Below are 16,968 nucleotides of genomic sequence, written 5' to 3' on the forward strand. Positions count from 1 at the left end.
AGCCCCATGGGTGCCAGCATTACCCTTGCCGGTGAAAGCCTGATTGCGCAGAAACAAGGCGCGCAGCAGATCCTCACCGTGTCCCGCTTCATCCTGGCCAACGTGCCAGGCCTCGACCCAAACGGGCCGGTGGATCGAGCCGCCGGCAAGCCTGCTGCCGGGCAGATCGTCGGCACCTACGACGTGACCGACGCCGGCTACGTGAACCCCAATCAGGTGGTGTACAGCCTGATGCTGGGCAGCGATATCGGCGACTTCGACTGGAACTGGATCGGCCTGGAAACCGCCGAGAACGTTCTGCTGATGGTGGCCTACGTGCCCACGCAGCAGAAGCGCCGCAACATCCCGCCGCTACAGCTGGGCAACAACGTCACCCGCAACTTTCTGTTGGTATTCGACGGAGCCCAGGCCTTAACCGGCCTGACCATCGACGCCAGCACCTGGCAGCACGACTTCACCGTGCGCCTGGCTGGAATTGACGAACGCGAGCGCCAGAGCAACCGCGATATCTTCGGCCGGGCGTGCTTCTTCGGCAGTGCGCTGCAGCTAGAGAAAGTTGGCGGGGCGTATCAGCTCAAGCCGGGCACCGCCTACGTGGAAGGCGTGCGCCTGCAGCGCGCTGCCGCGCTTGCCGTGGTGCCGCCGGCATTCCCCACCACCGCGTGGCTGGACGTGGCTCTGCAGCGCGAGCTGAACGACGTGGTGACGAGCTGGAGCGTGGTCTGGGGTGCTGGGAAAGTGGATTACGTGGACAGCGCAGGCGTGCAGCACTACTGCGTGGCCATCGCGGATCTGCCGAACAGCAACACCATCACCGACAGCCGCCCGGTGGAGAACATCGCCGGGCCGCTGGTGGCGCACTTCGCCGCCCGCGTGGGCGACTACGCCGGCCTGCGCGCCCGTTCGACTACCAAGGACGACGTGGGCCTGGGCAACCTGCCCAACGCCAAAAGCGACGACCCAGCGAGCAACAGCAGCGAGATCCTGGCCACCACCAAGGCGGTGATGGCCGTGCTGAGTCGCGCCGTACAGAACGCCACCAACGGCGCAACCGACACGGCGACAGACTGGAACACCATCACCACGGCGGGGCTGTTTCCGCAGCTGCTTGGCGCAAACAACGCCAACGGCCCGGACAGTACGGCGAACGCCTACCGCTATGCCCTGGTGATCAAGCACGACACCAACGCACTGACCCAGCTGGCCCTCCCTTACACCGGGGCGCTGGAAGGTGAATTCGAGTGGCGCACCAAGTCCGGAGAGAGCTGGACACCTTGGCGTCGTATGCGTCACAGCGGCAGTGCCAAGGTGCACAGCTTCACAGCCAGCGTGACCCTGAACGCCGCTCAGGTAGGCACCGTGCTGCTGAACGCCACTGCGGGCAATCTGGTGTGCACCCTGCCAGCCTCGAACGTGGCGCTGGGTGTGGTGGATCTGATCGTGCGGCGCGTGGACAACAGCGCAAACCGCGTAACCATTCAGGCCGCCGGCACCGACAAAGTGAAGTTCCACACCCACCTGAACGCCGCCGGCTATGGGTTCTTCTATCTGATGGGGGCCGGCGACTGGTGGCACCTGCGTGCGGATGGTGCAGGGGGCTGGCTGCCCATCGGGCGCTTGGATCCCAGCGCGCTGGGCCGCCCGGTGTTCGAGACTACTACCGCTTTTCAACCCGGCGGATGGGGTGCGTTCAGTGGCCCGCTGATGCAGCGCGCAGAGTGGCCGTGGTTGTGGGATCACGCTCAACAGTCCGGCATGTTGACCGCCGAGGCCAATCGCACCGGCATGGAAGGTGGCTGGACAAGCGGCGATGGCGCGGCGACTTTTCGCGGGCCCGACGGGCGCGGGGAATTCCTGCGTCTGCTGGACGAATCCAGAGGTGTTGACCGCTTCGACGTCACCGGAACCTTGACCAACGGCAGCAACACCGTCAGCGCAGTGGTCTTCGACGGCAATCGCACTGCTGCTGGAATGAGCATCACCGGAACTGGTATTCCGGCCGGCACTACGATCATCGCTGTGGGTGCCAACACCCTGACCCTTTCCGCCAATGCGACGGCCAGCGCCGTGGGATTGACCCTGACCGTTGCTGGCCGCGTGGCGGGTTCCTCGGCTCCGGATGCCATAGCTAAGCACCGCCACCCGCAATACGAGTACGACAGCGGCAATAGCGTTCCCATCCCCGATGGTTCGAAAGCTTCTGACCTTAACGCCAATTACACCATTGGCTATGACCGTACTTCTCTAATCGGCTACTTCGGCGGCCCTGAAACTAAACCCCGCTCGCTGGCCTATCCGGGCCGGATGAAGCTGCTGTGAGGATCCCGCAATGTCTGTTATCTACCTGATCGGCAGCCTGGGCGAGCTGTCCGGGCCCTATGAACTGCCCACCATTCCGGGCCTGGGCGTGCAGTTACCGGCGAATGGCTTGCAGCTGGAAGAGCCTCTGCCGAGTCCGAGCCCAGGCTATGCCTGGGCGCTGGCAAACGGGGCTCCACAGCAGCTGGAATTCCACCTGGGCAACGTCTACGAAAAGGCTTCTGGTGCTGCGACGGAATGGCAGCAACTGGGCCCACTTCCAGAGCACCTGACGGATGCCCCTCGCCCTTCTGCTGAACACCGCTGGCTAGACGGCGCATGGCGACTAGACCCGAAGGCGCTTCACGACGCCAAAGTGCAGAACATCAATCACGCCTGCGAGGCCGCGATAACCTCAGGCTTCCAGTCTGATGCCCTTGGCACGCCACACCAGTACAGCAGCCAGCTGGACGATCAGCTGAACCTGACCGGTGCCATTCTGCGCGGCCTCGACATGCCCTACGCCTGCCGCGACGAGCAGGGCATGAAGGCCTTCCGGCTGCACACCGCCGCGCAGCTGCGCCAGGTGGGCGACGACTTCACCCTGTACAAGCTGCAGCTGCTGCAGCACGCCAACGAACTGAAACAGCAGCTGGATCTGGCACTGGAAGCCGGTGACGCCGACGCCATGGCGCAGATCCGCTGGGAGGCCGTACAGCCGTGACCTGGGCACCTGTGACCATGCGCTGGCCCGAGCAGGCCACCCAGTGGATGGGCGAGCTGTCGGCGGCCAAGGATCTTGCCGGCGGCGAGCTGGCCAGCACCGCCACACGCCTGGCTGGACTGGACGGCTTGGCCACCACCAACCCGGGGCCGGTCGGCGCTGCAGCACAGAGCGCCATTGCCGCCGGCCGCGCGGCGCTGGCTGGGCAACTGGGTGAAGCACCCGCGTGCCTGGCGGTGACCCCATTCCAGAGCGGCATCGGCCAGGGGCGTGGCCACCAGCGTTTTCTGTCGGCACCCAACCTGCTGACCCAGTTGGCCGGCAAGCTGGTGGACAGTTCCGACGCCGGCCGACCACAGGGGCCACAGTACGCCCTGTCGCTGATGTTCCTGGCCACCCGCTTTGACCAGCTGGCCGACACCCTGTCGCGCTTCAACGCCCTGCTGCCTGTGCCGGATCTGGTGCGCACCGAACGCCGCGCCCGTCACCTGGCGAAGCTGGAGGCGGAAAAGTGGGAAATGCCGAGCGCCGGCCCCTTGCCGCGCTGGGGTGCCTTGCCGCTGGAGCGCTGCACCGTGACCAAGGCCGCGAAACAATCCATGGCGGGCCAGCTGGCCGTGCTGGAGAGCTACGCCGCCGACAGCTCGCCACTGGCCGACCTGGCCGCGCTGGCTGGTCGCAAGGCGGCCCAGCAGCAAAGCCGTGATCAACAACTGGCGGATCTGCAGGCCCTGCTGGCCGGCGGCACCGCCGACAACAACATGCGCGCCCGCCTGATCGGCCCCGGTGACCCGTTCGAGCTGCGCACCGCCTTGCTTGAGGGTGACGCCCCTGGCCATGAGTGGGTGCTGAGTGCCGGCGTGGTGCTGGTGGGCTCGCTGGATGGGCTGAGCTTTGTTCGTGAATTGGTGGGCCTATGACCCTGCTACTGGATGGCCAGAAGGTGCGCGGCAAGGGGCTGAAAGTCTCGGCCAGCCTGCGCATCGAGTCCGACGATATGTCGGGCCAAACCAGCAACACCGACGCGGCGCACAAGGGCTTCAAGCCCAAGGCGCTGACCGTTTCGCTGATGATCCCCTTTGTGGATGCCGCCGACCTGAAACAGCTGATGAGCATGGCCGAAGCCACCGCCAACGGTGGCCAGCGCCGCGTCTATCGCATCGTGAACGACACCGCCGCCACCTTTGGCGTGCGCCAGGTGGAGTTCAGCGACAACCTGACCGCCCGCGAGGACGACAGCCTGGCCGCTTGGCGGGTGCAGTTCACCCTGACCGAAAAGCTGTCGACGGCCGAACGGGTGGAAACCCGCCGCCCGAGCAACCCGGTCAAGCAGCAGTCAGCGCCAGGGCAACCCGTGGCCAGCGCCGCCGCACCGGCCGCCGGCAACGACACGGCCACCGCCGCGCAGCCGGCTGAGCTGACCGGCTTCGAGGCCGTACTGAAACGCCTGGACGAGTCGCTGGCATGAAACTGCACAAGGTGTTGAGCATCGCCGGCAAGGTCTACCCGCTGGTGAAAGACGACGTGCGGCTGGATCTGCGCAGCCCTGGCCGGGCCAGCTTCACGATCAAGGCCGAAGCACCAGTGCGTGGCCTGGTGGTGTTCGACCTCGGCTACAACGAACGCGCCCTGCAGCGGCACTTCATCGGGCACGTGGAGCGCTGCACCCCGGCCAGCAGCCTGGAGCAGGTGCTGTTCTGCCGCGAGCTGACCAGCGTGCTGGCACTGCCCCTGCCCATGAATCTGCGCCACGTGGACATGCGCCAGGTGCTGGGCGAGATCACCGCGCGCACCGGCCTGCGCTTCCGAGTGCCAGACAAGCCCTATGCAAAGGTGAAGGCCCCTTACTTCTACAGCCTGGCCACCGGCTTCCAAGCCATGGACAGCCTCGCCCAGGTGTTCGGGATCCCCGACTACATCTGGCAGCAGCAGGGTGATGGCGAGGTATTCGCCGGCAGCTGGGCCGACAGCTACTGGGGCGCACGCGAACCGCTGAACCTGCCGCAGGAATTGTTCGACAGCTATCAGGGCAACCAGAGCGCCACCGTGGCCGCCCTTCCCGGGCTGCGCCCAGGCGTATCAATCAACCAAGGCGAGCGCATCACGTCGGTGACGCTTGCCAGCACGCAGATGGCCATCCGATGGAAGACGCAATCCAGCGCACAGTAGAGCGCCGCTTTCCCGAGCTGACCGGCGGTTACCACCTCCCCCGCTTCGGGCGGGTGGTGGCCGTGCCTGACGCACCAGAGGCGCAAGGCCTGTGCGACGACTTCCGCCCGCGCTTTGCCGTGGACGTGGAAGTGCTGCTGCCCGACGGCGAGCCAGATCCGGCCCTGCCCATCCTGCAGAGCGTGCCCCTACCGGTGCCAGGGGGCGGCCAGGAAGCCGGCATGTTCGGCTTTCCCGAGGAAGGCACCACGGTGGTGGTGTGCTTCGCCTACGGCCTACCCCACAAGCCCTTCATCACGCAGATCCTGGCGCACGGCCTGAGCCTGCCCCGCGTGCCCAAGGGTGACCAGCTGTGGCAGCACAGCGAGGCATGCCAGCAGCGCGTGGACGCCGACGGCAACTGGCTGCGCCAGACAGACGGGCGAATCCGCGATCAAGCCGTGGAGCGCCAGGTGGAGGCCCTGGACAACGCGGAGAGCTACCAGAGCAGCACCGTGGAAGTGGCCGACCATTCCACCGAGTCGGTGGGCGGCATCAAGAAAGTGGAAGCGCTGGGCGCGCTCAAGCTGCTGTCGGGTGGATCCGCCAGCCTGGCCGCCGTGGACGATCTGCATCAAGCCACCGGGCGCGATCTGAACCTAGTGGTGGGCCAGAAGCAAAACGCCACGGTGGGCGGCGACAAAAAAACGCAGGTGCAGGGCCAGTTCACCGAGCAGATCCAAGGCTTGCGCAAAAGCGTGAGCCAGGTCAGCCAGCACCTAGAAGCACCGAAAACCTGGGTAGGATCCAGCGGCGTGAACGTCCTGAAAGTGCTGTGTGATCTGATCGATCTGGTGGAGCAGATGAACATCCAACTGGCCAGCCACACCCACATTCCTGGGCCGATACCGAGCCCGACGGATGCCAACCAGTTCAACGCCAAGGCCGCCCAGGCCCTGCTGCTGGCGGGACAGCTGAAACCCATCACGCTCTAACCCGCAGACGTCCACCAAGCCCGCCCACTGGCGGGCTTTTTCATGCCATCAAGATCCTGCCGAGCGCCGATATCGAGTCACACGCGGCCGGAGGACGCTCGCCCCGGGAAAATTCCACTCGGCCAAGAAACCGAGGAAAGGAACGCACTTTTCCCCCTCCCGCCGACGGGCCTTGCGTGAATTTTTTGTGCAAACCTGGGTGGTGGTGAAAGAGGGGGTCGGGGCCAGCAGTGGCGCGGGCCTTGGCGGGTGATGGGTGTTTTCACGCTGTGAAAGGCTTTGCAAGGCTGTGTAAAACAGTACAGTCGAGAGTGTCCACATTGCGTCCACACCGTTGGAAAACATGTGCAGCATATTCAGCCATATAGCCCGGAAAACCCCATGCCATGGGCTTTTCCCCTGATGGCACGTGACGCTGACTGGGGCTCATAATCCTTTGGTCCACGGTTCAAGTCCGTGTGGGCCCACCATACTCAAAGCCGCGCATTGCGCGGCTTTCGTGTTTCTGGCGGAACCACTTCAGATACAGTCCTATGGTCCAAGGGTACAATTTAGGTACAGTGCTGGTTCGCCAGCCGCCTAGGAGCAACCTCTCATGGCTACTCTCGTCAAAACCCCTTCCGGCACCTGGAAGGCACTCATTCGTAAAAATGGCTGGCCCACTGTCGCCAAAACCTTCCGCACAAAGCGTGATGCGGAGGATTGGTCGAGGCGTACCGAAGAGGAAATGGTGCGTGGCGTGTACATCCGGCGTAGCGGCTCGGAGAAAATGACGCTAGAGGCTGCACTCAAGCGCTATCTGAGCGACATAACCCCCACCAAGAAGCCCAGCACTCAGCGTGGCGAAACCTCGAAAGCCAAGAAACTGATCGAGCACCTGGGCAAATACTCCATGGCTGCCCTCTCCGCTGAAATCATCGCCGGCTATCGCGACAAGCGCCTGAACGAACCCAGCCGTGGTGGAACCATAAGCAACAACACCGTTCGCCTCGAGCTGGCCCTATTAAGCCACCTGTACACGGTAGCGATTCAGGAGTGGGGTTTGGGCCTGACGTTCAACCCAGTGCTGAACATCCGTAAACCGAGTCCTGGGGATGGTCGTGACCGAAGATTATCGCCGGAGGAAGAACGCCTTCTGCTCGCGGCCGTGAATCAACATAGCAACCCTATGCTGGGCTGGATTGTTTGCATCGCTCTGGAAACGGGTATGCGCTCGTCAGAGATCTCATCCCTACGTCGTCCTCAAGTGGATTTGGCAAAGCGCGTCATACGCCTCTCAGACACAAAGAACGACGGCTCGCGCACCGTGCCTCTGAGCAAGCGTGCCACCGAAGTATTTAAAGCTGCGATGGATAACCCGGTGCGTCCGATCGACTGCAATCTGGTGTTTTTTGGTGAGCCTGGGAAGGACGGGAAGCGGCGGCCGTATACCTTCACCAAGATTTGGGGTCAGTTGAAGAAGAAACTCGATCTGCCTGATTTCAGGTTTCACGACCTGCGTCACGAAGCAGTGAGTCGGCTTGTCGAGGGTGGACTGTCCGACCAGGAGGTATCAGCTATCAGTGGTCATAAATCGATGCAGATGCTTAAGCGTTACACACACCTGCGAGCCGAAGACCTCGTCAGTAAACTGGACAAAATAACGAGACCCGGCACTGAAGTTTACTAGTTAAAATGGGGGATTTTGTCCACGCGCCCCCGCTTTCGGATCTTTTCTGTATGCGAAATTGCACTCTACTTGAGCACCTGACTGCATTCGTTCTGACCACCGATTGCATCGGATTTGACCAGCACGTTTGGTGACCATGATCGGCAGAGAACTGCGCATCACTGCCGGTCGTAACCGGCAGAATCGACCCAATGCAGCCCTTCGCCTCAAGTAGTTGCCCAGCGCTAGCTTCCCGTAGGAGAGCAAACGGCCAGTAGTGGTGGGTCGCCACAGGTCATGAAGATTGAGAGCGATGCTCAATAAGGTTAGCCTTGCAAATGCCTAACACTGCCGGCTAAGGAGATGTGCGTGAGTCCAAACGAGGAAGCGGAATCGATCAAGGCCTCGAATGTGATCGATATGGCAATGACATTTACTGCAATGATTCGTTTGTTTGAAAAAGACTCAAAGGAGAAAATCTCGGATCAACTTCACAAGTCTTTCAGACAACTCTCTAGAGTTTCCAATCACCAGGAATACGAACAAATACATTCTGAGTTTTGCAACTGGTTCGCAGGCAGGATCTCTACGGCACGCAAAACATTTAAAAATAAACCTGAGAAGCCGAGCAGGCCGGCATCGTATGGGCACGCCGCCAAAGTATTCGACATTTCAGTGAAGGTTTATGTGCATTACTGCCACTTACCGAATTCCAAAACCACAGTAATGTTGCTACCATTTCTTCATGGAGCAATCGACAATCCAATAATGAACATTCTAAAATCCAAATACCCGCTTGCTAGGATAAAAGCTAAAACAATTGCGACCCTTGAAATACTGGAATACAAAGCACTACAAGATCTGATTACCGAACACATTCAAGAAGAGTTTCAGGGCAAAATATTTCCAGTGCAATATGATGATATCATGTGGCATCGACTGAATCGGGGTGATGGGTCTAAGAAGCCCCTAAAAGTGCAGCGACCCGGTCGACCCGCAGCGCCAGCTTAAACGTGCCTAATTCGCATCGACCACCTCTAGTTTCTATACTTATATAGCATCTAGCCCGCCTTTGGACGTGAGAACTTACACGCCCTGCAACCTGCTAAAAATTACATCACTGCACGTAGTGTTTTTTCACACCGGCCTTCAGAATCGTGTTGATTCCTCGCTCGGTGAGCCAGCCAGCTTTTTCCAATTGTCGCTTCAAATTAGAATCAATGGCGATTGTCTGAGGGGTTATAGGAAGGATTGGTCGCCTCATTACCAGTAATTCCCGTAAGAAATCAGGCATAATAAATCGGCCTAGATCTATATGAAAAACCTCCCATTGAGTAGATTCATAATATCGTACCCACCGCTGATAATCAGCCTGTAGATGCATAGTTACAAGCTGCCGAGCAACGGCTTGAGAATCGTCGTCGCCAAACATTACTTCATGAACATGACTTTTGGCATTACTCGCTTCCACTTTTTCTAAATCAGCCTTGCTTGGCACAATGTTAGGTTCGGTCATGATTGATGCATATTGTGGGCGTTCTTTATGAGTAACAACCATCCGAGCATGCAGCATGCAGAAATACGCTGTAAGGTGCGTATGCTCTGTGATTGGCGAGCCAGCTCTTATCAAGCGAGACTGTATAAAATAATTATTTTCGTTTGCGCCCAGCATCTTCCCTTCTGCCGATTGACTCCAAAGTCGATCAACATAGAAGGCTTTATCAACCCTAACTGGGTCTTCCATTCCAAAAATGGATAATTTTCCGTCAGCGTTTGCCCACTCCTTGAGGTGCGCCTGCGGGATCACATGTTGAACTCTCGTGAATTGATGAGGATTGCTTAATTTTTCGCCATCCACCTCCAATACGTTAGGTTTTTCCGCAGGGCTATGATTTTTCTTGTACAAAATATACTCCCGTTATTAGCAGATTGAAGCATGGGCTGACTAATCAGTAGTAGTAATGCAAATGGGCGGTCTAGTCCATGCAATTACGCACTGTAAACGCAAATGTAAAAAGCGCCACCTATAAAAAGGGGCTTTTTATGCCTGAAATCGCTTACCTAAACTTTTCAGAACCGTCTCGGATCATGCTTTTTTAACAGCAGATCGTGCCACCGAGAATTAGCTTGCTACGTTGATTTCCGCCGCCTCCACTCCATTAGCATTGGTGCGAATGCCATAGCGAAGGCTGCGCAAAATAATCCGTTTGCAACCTCATCAAACACGGAAAGCTCAAACACACCGTCGACTAGCTTGGCAGCCAAACTCAGAGCCAACAGGCTACCTGGCCATCGAGCATACCGGAGCGCTTCGAACCTCAGATTATCCAGCATCAATAGGTTGAGACGGACGCTTTTACTCTCAGGTACCGGGGCCGAGACCACAGCAACAAGTTCAAGTAGATCCAGGGTTCGATCAGCTTCTCTAATCGTTTCCTGTATTTTGTGCAGTCGACGCTGGTAAACGGCGTCTCTCACCAAGTCTTCAGGCGGAAGGTCCTTCAGTTGATGCCATCTGAAGGACTCCACACCATACTCCCGTAACAGTGCTACCGAGGTATAGGGTCGCTGGAGTACTTGCAGGTATTGCCCGTCTAGCAGAGCTAACCACTCATCCTGCCGCCTTGCTGGCTCTATGAGCTGAATTCGTTTGGCAGCAGGATAATTCTGCTCATCAACCCAGGCAGCAATCGGTTTATTCCCATGAGTACGCATGAACGCAACACGATGCTTACCTTCATGCGCGGTCAATATGCCCAAGGGCTTGTACCAGGTGTAAAGAGCCTTGTTGGACCAGGTAAAGTTCGTCGAGTAGCTCTCAATCCTATCCGCGATCTCCTCTTCAGGGACGTGTTGAGGCTTCCCCTTGATGCTAGCCCCAAGGACATAGCGAGGATCAACAAGGGCTTTGAACCGCGCCGACTGGGATTCCTCCCAGTCGAGAAAAGGCACCACAATGCGTAGAAATGAATGCCCCCAAAAAGCGCAGGTACCACCACTGTCCATCCAGTCGTTTTGATACTCCTGCTCAAAATAATACCGGGAGCTCATGTCCATCGAGAACTTGATGGAGCACAACGCCCGTGAGGCTCCCATCATCCGATCAGAGACCTCAAGGGACAGAACCTCTACCTTGTCAGCCATTTCACTCACTTGCACACTCCCTGCTGCAACCACAATTAGACAAGGGAACAACAATGTCGCAAGACGACGAACTATTCCATGTGCAGTTGGGCAAGGACCATCCTAACTACCAAAGCGTTGCACTTCGCCGCAGGCCTGGCTACGCGAACTACGAGGTGGTAGAGGTCGACACGGAAAAGCTGATCCACTTTTCCAATCAGGACATACGGGGGTATGTGCTTTCACCAGTAGAGGATTGGCAACCGGCCAAGCGGGAAGGGATCTTTTGTTTCTTAGCACCGCCTGGGCCACGGGAGCAACCAGTCGAAATGCCGATCATCTCATTCAACGAGCGGGATGTCGTTCAATACGAACGAAAATGGCGGTTTTTTAAGAAGGCCGTCGTGTATCGCTTGAAATACATCGGGTACACAAACGGTCGCCATCGCACGCGCTACCTGTATTTTGCCGGAGCGAAGCGGATACCAGTGATGTGCCATATTTCGGAGGTCAACGCATTGAAGGCCCACTGCGCACCCTAGATCCGCGGCCGGCCTTCCAGACTTCACCGAAGCACGCCATTAAGACCGAATGCCTACGACATGCAGGAAACCGCCCCGCTCAGAGCCTTTCTGAACAGCATGAGCATCAAAAAAACCATCTTTTTGCCAAAAAAATGAAATTAATTATAACCCCTTGAATTACTAGCAATTTTGCAAACCACAAAAAACCAAGATATACCACGCTGGTAGTTATATGGCGACACACCGAATACCAAACTTATCTACCTTGGACAATCCGTGTCACCAACAAGTTTGACAGCAACTAACTTACGCTCAAAATCGTCTAACTTCTCCACGAACTTGCAGACTGCCGAGCGCTGCTCAACCTGCATCAACAAAGGTGAAACCACGATGAACACTGAAGCGTATTTGGTTGGAAAGTTTGGCGCACTAATGCAACTGTCTGATTTGGCCGAGTTACTTGGACGCTCGACAGATGGGCTAAGAGTTTCACTCTACTCGGACACCGACCTATCGAGAAAACTTAAACCCACAATGATACGGATCGGCCGTCGCATCTACTTTCGTACGCAGCAAGTCAATGTAGCACTACAGCTTGAAGCACCAAAAAGCGAAGCACACGTTCAATAATACTGACCTGAGGGAGATTTACTATGGGTCGGCAACGGACGATCAACGACAAGAAATTTTGGAACTCACCCAAGATGGCTGGGCGCACTCAAGAAGACCGAGCAACTCTCGTCTATCTATTAACATGTACCTCCAGCAACATTGTTGGTAGTTATTCTATCGTCCCAAGGATTGCTGCAGCAGAAATGGGATGGGACACAGAGTCACAATTCATGCCAGTACTGAAACGCCTCTGTGACTCTGACTTCATAAAATACGATGCCGAAACGAGCTTCGTGTGGGTTCGCATTTGGTGGGAGCATAACTCCCCGAAAATGGCGCTAGCGCCAACGCTACGTCAGAAGTCCATCAAGCAAATCAGAGAAATGCCTGCGCATTGGATATCAGACTATCTGGATGACATGGCGGAAAGACTGGAAGAGTCCGACGAGTATCGCGAGATGCTAATCCAGGAATTCCAAGCGTCGAACCAAAGCGCTAATCAGGGAGAAAACCACCGCTGTGACGCTACCGATAGGGTATCGATACCCCATCGCCAGCCCATGGACAGGCCTGTGGATGACTATAGCTCCCAGATCAGTGGAGAAAACACCAAGGCTGCCATCCACCCCGAAGCCGAGGGTAGCCGGAGAGGGAAGCCAGAAGGCCATGCCCAAGATAACAGGGTATCAGTACCCTATCTATCCCATATACCTAGGGGGGCGGGTAACTATAACCCTAACAATAACTATAAAAATAACTATACAACAACAGACCGCCTGATTTTCCCTCACGACCTGTCTCGGGCAGCACAGGCATCAATAGAAGAAGCCCTGCTACAGGTTTCAGATACAGACGCGCAAAAATTACTAGATGAGTTGGCGGCTGCGATTGCGTCCAAAAAAGTAAAGACAACCATCACTCAGTTATTCCACGGGCTTTTAAAAATTTACCACCAGGGAAAACTTCAACCTAGCAGTGGTGCAATAGCCATTGCAGACAAAAGGTCGCAGAATGGCGGTGTCGGGCAAGAAGCAATAGCAACTTTAAAAAGAAAGATGCTAATCAATTGACCAATGGAGCAACGACAATGCAGCTACAATTCAAGGAACTTGAAAACTACTGCGATAGCCTGGAGCACTCCGGCAACATCCAGGTCATTTTGCACGCGCATTATGCAAAAGGCTTCGCCCTGACTGTATCGGACGGCACAATCGAACATCCGGTAACGGATGAGCAAAACCATCCATATTGGTTCAGAACTGTAGAGATGGCATTGGATGAGCTTGCCAATATCCCCTACATATCAGACAAAATAATGATAGACCGCACATCCTGGTCATAAGCTCTACGCTGTAACGGAGAAGCACACTCATCAAGCAATCTTATTATTGAACGCAGTAAATTTAATACCCTAAGAATGCTTCAGCGTACTGGGTGCTGGGACTGAAAAGAAAGTCCCTGACAGGTGGGAACAGTAGCTCGATAGAAAGAGCCACCGGACAAGCAGCGGAAAGACGCGCCGTATAGACCACATCCCAAGGGCGCCACAAAAGCGCACTGGATACGGGCCTTAAACAAGCCCTGACTGGCGGGAAAAGTAGCTCGATAAAAAGAGTCGCCGGACGGCTGGAAAGACAGCACTGCGTTCGCCCCTACCCCAAGGAGCAACACAATGATCTCGTACCTTTACCTACCGATTCTCACCTTCTGCACGTTTGTTCTCATATCCATCCGCCGATACTGGGTGTGCGTAGACCGGCTCGGATACATGAAAGAGGTTTCTAAACGAGCGCCGTCGTTACTGCAACGAGACCTCATAGCCGCAGTACTTGCAATGGTGCCATTCGCAATGGCGGCCATTGACTGGTTCGGAATAACGCTTCCCCGCCAGTCAGCCCCGATCCCTCCAGATTTCGCTGCACTGCTCTCAGCCTGCTGCGTATGCGCCTGCATAGGCGCTCTCAACGATACCTTTGAACGCCTCGCAGGCAACTGGGCAGGAACGCGGGAAAGCGCTCTGCGTACAGTCGCGTCGCTACGGATCATTGATCAAGCAGAGCTGGCCGCAGCGCTGAATGTGTTCAGCAATCGCAGCGCGAAAGCCGCAAGCGCGGAACCAACCAGCAGCATTGGCCGGGAGGTGAAAAAATGAAAAGGGTTCCTGCTCTCCTGCTCATCACAGCTTCAATTCTCACGGGCTGCGAACGACAAGAATCTATTCAAACCGTCGATTGGTACAAGGCAAATACATCCGAGCGCTTGAAGCTGCTGGAGAGGTGCAAGGCCAGCCCTGGAGAGCTCTCTATCTCTGCGAGCTGCATCAACGCGTCATCGGCCGCGAATGCAATAACGCTGGAGCTACGCGGTTACAAACACCGCGAGCCAATCAATTTTTCTTCTCAGGGAAAATAGAATGACGACCACGACGGGAATATTCGAATGGATGGCGGGGAGCATGGACCAAACCCTCCAGACCTTCATAAGCGTGACGTCCAGCCGAGTCATCGATGACTTTTCACTAACGGTAACGCTTTGTGGAACGCTCTATTTGACCATGATGGGCTTTATGATGATCACCGGCACAATCGAGCAACCCGCATCCCATTTCCTCAAGACCTGCGGAAAGTTTCTGCTAATCAGCGGGCTGGCAATGAACGCAGACACGTATATGTCGTGGGTAGTGGAGGCACTACACGGCCTGGAAACAGGGGTTGCTTCTGCCTTTTCAGCTACTGGCGACTCAACGGTCTCAAGGTCTGTATTTCAGGTAGTGGACAAGGCCATGTCCGACGGCTGGGCAATAGGCGCCGATATTCTAACGAAGATGGGACTTCGTGCTGGGTACGACATCGGAATGATATTTTTTGATTTGTTGACCGCCATAATCGTATACGCGGCAACACTTATTATCGCGGTTCCAGCAGGGGCAATGATCATCGTTGCAAAGGGAATGCTGTCGATCATGCTCGGCATCGGGCCAATTTTTATCATGATGCTGTTGTTTGGGCAGTTCACCTCCAAATGGTTCGATAGCTGGTTCGCCCAGGTCATCACCTACATCCTGCAAATCGCACTGGTTGTCACGGTGCTCAGTTTCGGGATCAAGTTTTTCTCATCGCTAACGAGCGACATACTCGCGACACCCGGTGACTACCCGGTATCCACCTTCCTGGAGCTTTTGGTGGTGACGGTCGTTGTGCTGTACATGCTGCAGCAAGCCAATGCCGTCGCTGGCAGCCTTGCAGGGGGAATATCCAGCGCAGGGCTCACCCTACGTGGAATCGCAAGCGGTGCCGCCTCACCAATCACCAAAGGGCTCAACCGACAGTCCACACGCCGAGACATGCAGTCGGGGCAAATGGTCACTGCTGGACGCTTGAACCACCTCGCGGCCGGCAACACAGCCTGGAACCCAGCCTACCGACAGCACGTCATGCAGAACATGGGCAAAAACTGGGGGAATGCTACCGGGGGCAAAGTAAATCAGTAGCCCCTGACGTATGGCTCATCAGACCTCGCTTCGGCGGGGTCTTTTTCTGAGTACCTTCAACAAGCGGATGGCGGGTCAAGGGGTTGGTGCGGCCCGCAGGAGCGAAGCGACGAGGACTCGGCCCCTTGACGCGGCAGAAGCGACCAACGCTCACGGCATGGGTGTAGGGGATCAAGGCCGGAGGCCGCCCCTGCACCCTTGACGACAGAGGGCGACTCGCTCCCTTCCCGCTTGCGGGAAGGGCGGGGGGATGGGCAATCCAAAAATCCGTTAACCGATTGTAAGTAAACGACTAATAGTAAAAACAAGACAGTTTCAGCGCGCCTCTGATTCATGTTCAATCATAAGCCGCATCAAACCTGTCACGGACACACAATCCCACGGCATGCGAATGCAACACGACTATGAAAACTCCGCGCTCCGCTTGGGCAACCCCTTCGGTTGCATCCCGTGTCCGAACTTGCCGGACTGGCTGCGGGGGCAGGTACGGCGGGCCGAGCCCTTGACCTCCCCCTTGCCATAGGCTCAGCGCTTCCTGTGGCGTCAAGGGTCCGGCTACGCCCGGCATCCTCACCCGTTCGGTGCTCGCCTTCGGCTCCGCTCCGCATGCGGCTTCCGGTGCCGCCCTTGACACCACATCCAGCCAAAACCTTGATACTTTGAAACGCACCTGAGACCAGAGCGGACGCGCTCCTGCGTTCAACCAAACAGCGAGAAATCCACATGACCTCAAATAACCGAGAGCCAACGCAGCATCAAGAAAGCACCGAAATTGAAGCCGTTGATAGGAAGGATCTGGAGCATCAGATTTCTGAGGCAGAGCAGAACGAGCGAAAGAAAGCTGTCGCCTTTGCCTATGCGTCCATCGGCCTTTCTGGATTCGAAACCTCAGCAGAAATGAAACACCTTGGTCAGCGCTACATCACCGGCGAAATTGACCTGAACGAATTTGTCATGCTCTCGCAGAAGATGCGTCCTGACACGGACGATTCTCGGCCATCAGGAACGTAGTGAGCCTTGCTAAAAGCTTGTTCATGAACAAGATCCAATACGGTCAGATATCTAATGCAGGATAGGCAGATCGCCGGTTTTGTGTATATCACTACCCCACAGATGTCTTGTTCATGAACAAGAACTAAAGCGAGTGAAGATCTAGTGCAGGTTAGGCGTTCGCCGAGAATGTGACACCCACTACACCCCGTCTTCCTCCTCCACCACCTGAGGTGGTCTCAATCGTTCTGCTCTCCCCTCATCACTAAGGCAACAAAGGCGTAGGTGGACTAGTGCAGGATAGGAAGACGCTGTAACTTCGTATGCGTCCGGCCATCACGCCTTGCGTGATTAAACCGGCTGCCACCTATGCGGCAGCAACTGATCGACTTCACTCGCACGCTGCGTCGGCAGGC

The 16,968-nt window shown here is 56.7% G+C and carries 17 protein-coding genes; 15 read left to right on the forward strand and 2 right to left on the reverse strand.

The features are described from left to right. Positions 1–6: 6 nt before the first annotated feature. The 8 genes from FBX99_RS29285 (at position 7) to FBX99_RS22420 (ending at position 8,824) form a co-directional block, all read left to right on the forward strand. Positions 7–2,319 (forward strand): phage tail protein, encoded by a 2,313-nt coding sequence (locus FBX99_RS29285; RefSeq protein WP_256664109.1) that lies wholly within the window; start codon positions 7–9, stop codon positions 2,317–2,319. 10 nt (positions 2,320–2,329) lie between these two features. Beyond that, positions 2,330–3,022 (forward strand): hypothetical protein, encoded by a 693-nt coding sequence (locus FBX99_RS22390; RefSeq protein WP_145132958.1) that lies wholly within the window; start codon positions 2,330–2,332, stop codon positions 3,020–3,022. Further along, positions 3,019–3,942: a hypothetical protein gene (locus FBX99_RS22395; protein WP_145132960.1), complete on the forward strand. Its 924-nt coding sequence runs from the start codon at positions 3,019–3,021 to the stop codon at positions 3,940–3,942. The genes FBX99_RS22390 and FBX99_RS22395 overlap by 4 nt, the downstream gene beginning before the upstream one ends. Continuing rightward, the gene (locus FBX99_RS22400; protein ID WP_145132962.1) at positions 3,939–4,490 is read left to right on the forward strand and encodes a DNA-binding protein; all 552 of its coding nucleotides are present in this window, start codon (positions 3,939–3,941) and stop codon (positions 4,488–4,490) included. The genes FBX99_RS22395 and FBX99_RS22400 overlap by 4 nt, the downstream gene beginning before the upstream one ends. Further along, positions 4,487–5,191 (forward strand): hypothetical protein, encoded by a 705-nt coding sequence (locus tag FBX99_RS22405; RefSeq protein ID WP_145132963.1) that lies wholly within the window; start codon positions 4,487–4,489, stop codon positions 5,189–5,191. The genes FBX99_RS22400 and FBX99_RS22405 overlap by 4 nt, the downstream gene beginning before the upstream one ends. Continuing rightward, a complete protein-coding gene (locus tag FBX99_RS22410) occupies positions 5,164–6,165 on the forward strand; it encodes a hypothetical protein (protein ID WP_145132965.1) in 1,002 nt (333 codons plus the stop codon). The genes FBX99_RS22405 and FBX99_RS22410 overlap by 28 nt, the downstream gene beginning before the upstream one ends. Positions 6,166–6,760: 595 nt before the next feature. Next, a complete protein-coding gene (locus tag FBX99_RS22415; protein WP_145132967.1) occupies positions 6,761–7,834 on the forward strand; it encodes a site-specific integrase in 1,074 nt (357 codons plus the stop codon). 348 nt (positions 7,835–8,182) lie between these two features. Further along, positions 8,183–8,824, forward strand: a complete 642-nt coding sequence (locus tag FBX99_RS22420) for a hypothetical protein (protein ID WP_145132969.1) — start codon at positions 8,183–8,185, stop codon at positions 8,822–8,824. Between the two features lie 106 nt (positions 8,825–8,930). Here FBX99_RS22420 and FBX99_RS22425 read toward each other — a convergent pair whose 3' ends face one another. Both FBX99_RS22425 and FBX99_RS22430 read right to left on the reverse strand, forming a co-directional pair. Beyond that, on the reverse strand, positions 8,931–9,719 hold the full coding sequence (locus FBX99_RS22425; RefSeq protein WP_145132971.1) for a hypothetical protein: 789 nt from the start codon (positions 9,717–9,719) through the stop codon (positions 8,931–8,933). Positions 9,720–9,943: 224 nt separating this feature from the next. After that, positions 9,944–10,966: a hypothetical protein gene (locus tag FBX99_RS22430; RefSeq protein ID WP_145132973.1), complete on the reverse strand. Its 1,023-nt coding sequence runs from the start codon at positions 10,964–10,966 to the stop codon at positions 9,944–9,946. Positions 10,967–11,010: 44 nt separating this feature from the next. On the opposite strand from FBX99_RS22430, the gene FBX99_RS22435 reads away from it, so the two are divergent. The 7 genes from FBX99_RS22435 to FBX99_RS22470 all read left to right on the forward strand — a co-directional run bounded on the left by FBX99_RS22435 (position 11,011) and on the right by FBX99_RS22470 (position 16,573). Further along, complete coding sequence (locus FBX99_RS22435) at positions 11,011–11,478, forward strand: hypothetical protein (RefSeq protein ID WP_145132975.1); 468 nt, start codon at positions 11,011–11,013, stop codon at positions 11,476–11,478. 635 nt (positions 11,479–12,113) lie between these two features. Further along, complete coding sequence (locus FBX99_RS22445) at positions 12,114–13,142, forward strand: hypothetical protein (protein ID WP_145132979.1); 1,029 nt, start codon at positions 12,114–12,116, stop codon at positions 13,140–13,142. 17 nt (positions 13,143–13,159) lie between these two features. After that, positions 13,160–13,414: a hypothetical protein gene (locus FBX99_RS22450; protein WP_102370024.1), complete on the forward strand. Its 255-nt coding sequence runs from the start codon at positions 13,160–13,162 to the stop codon at positions 13,412–13,414. 330 nt (positions 13,415–13,744) lie between these two features. After that, a complete protein-coding gene (locus tag FBX99_RS22455; protein WP_145132981.1) occupies positions 13,745–14,224 on the forward strand; it encodes a hypothetical protein in 480 nt (159 codons plus the stop codon). Beyond that, positions 14,221–14,484 carry an EexN family lipoprotein gene (locus FBX99_RS22460; protein ID WP_145132983.1) on the forward strand — a complete coding sequence of 88 codons (264 nt, stop codon included), beginning with the start codon at positions 14,221–14,223 and terminating at the stop codon, positions 14,482–14,484. Before FBX99_RS22455 ends, FBX99_RS22460 begins: the two co-directional genes overlap by 4 nt. A 1-nt stretch (position 14,485) precedes the next feature. Beyond that, positions 14,486–15,562 (forward strand): type IV secretion system protein, encoded by a 1,077-nt coding sequence (locus FBX99_RS22465; RefSeq protein WP_145132985.1) that lies wholly within the window; start codon positions 14,486–14,488, stop codon positions 15,560–15,562. A gap of 723 nt (positions 15,563–16,285) precedes the next feature. Further along, the gene (locus FBX99_RS22470) at positions 16,286–16,573 is read left to right on the forward strand and encodes an antitoxin VbhA family protein (RefSeq protein ID WP_178112030.1); all 288 of its coding nucleotides are present in this window, start codon (positions 16,286–16,288) and stop codon (positions 16,571–16,573) included. The last annotated feature ends 395 nt before the right edge of the window (positions 16,574–16,968 follow it).

Source organism: Pseudomonas sp. SJZ074, assembly GCF_007828215.1.
Lineage (GTDB): Bacteria > Pseudomonadota > Gammaproteobacteria > Pseudomonadales > Pseudomonadaceae > Aquipseudomonas.

Excerpts from the sequence above, each read along its gene's own strand:
- FBX99_RS29285 (WP_256664109.1), top strand. The coding sequence starts at position 7 with ATGGGTGCCAGCATTACCCTTGCCGGTGAAAGCCTGATTGCGCAGAAA.
- FBX99_RS22390 (WP_145132958.1), top strand. The coding sequence starts at position 2,330 with ATGTCTGTTATCTACCTGATCGGCAGCCTGGGCGAGCTGTCCGGGCCC.
- FBX99_RS22400 (WP_145132962.1), top strand. The coding sequence starts at position 3,939 with ATGACCCTGCTACTGGATGGCCAGAAGGTGCGCGGCAAGGGGCTGAAA.
- FBX99_RS22405 (WP_145132963.1), top strand. The coding sequence starts at position 4,487 with ATGAAACTGCACAAGGTGTTGAGCATCGCCGGCAAGGTCTACCCGCTG.
- FBX99_RS22410 (WP_145132965.1), top strand. The coding sequence starts at position 5,164 with ATGGAAGACGCAATCCAGCGCACAGTAGAGCGCCGCTTTCCCGAGCTG.
- FBX99_RS22415 (WP_145132967.1), top strand. The coding sequence starts at position 6,761 with ATGGCTACTCTCGTCAAAACCCCTTCCGGCACCTGGAAGGCACTCATT.
- FBX99_RS22435 (WP_145132975.1), top strand. The coding sequence starts at position 11,011 with ATGTCGCAAGACGACGAACTATTCCATGTGCAGTTGGGCAAGGACCAT.
- FBX99_RS22445 (WP_145132979.1), top strand. The coding sequence starts at position 12,114 with ATGGGTCGGCAACGGACGATCAACGACAAGAAATTTTGGAACTCACCC.
- FBX99_RS22450 (WP_102370024.1), top strand. The coding sequence starts at position 13,160 with ATGCAGCTACAATTCAAGGAACTTGAAAACTACTGCGATAGCCTGGAG.
- FBX99_RS22455 (WP_145132981.1), top strand. The coding sequence starts at position 13,745 with ATGATCTCGTACCTTTACCTACCGATTCTCACCTTCTGCACGTTTGTT.
- FBX99_RS22460 (WP_145132983.1), top strand. The coding sequence starts at position 14,221 with ATGAAAAGGGTTCCTGCTCTCCTGCTCATCACAGCTTCAATTCTCACG.
- FBX99_RS22465 (WP_145132985.1), top strand. The coding sequence starts at position 14,486 with ATGACGACCACGACGGGAATATTCGAATGGATGGCGGGGAGCATGGAC.
- FBX99_RS22470 (WP_178112030.1), top strand. The coding sequence starts at position 16,286 with ATGACCTCAAATAACCGAGAGCCAACGCAGCATCAAGAAAGCACCGAA.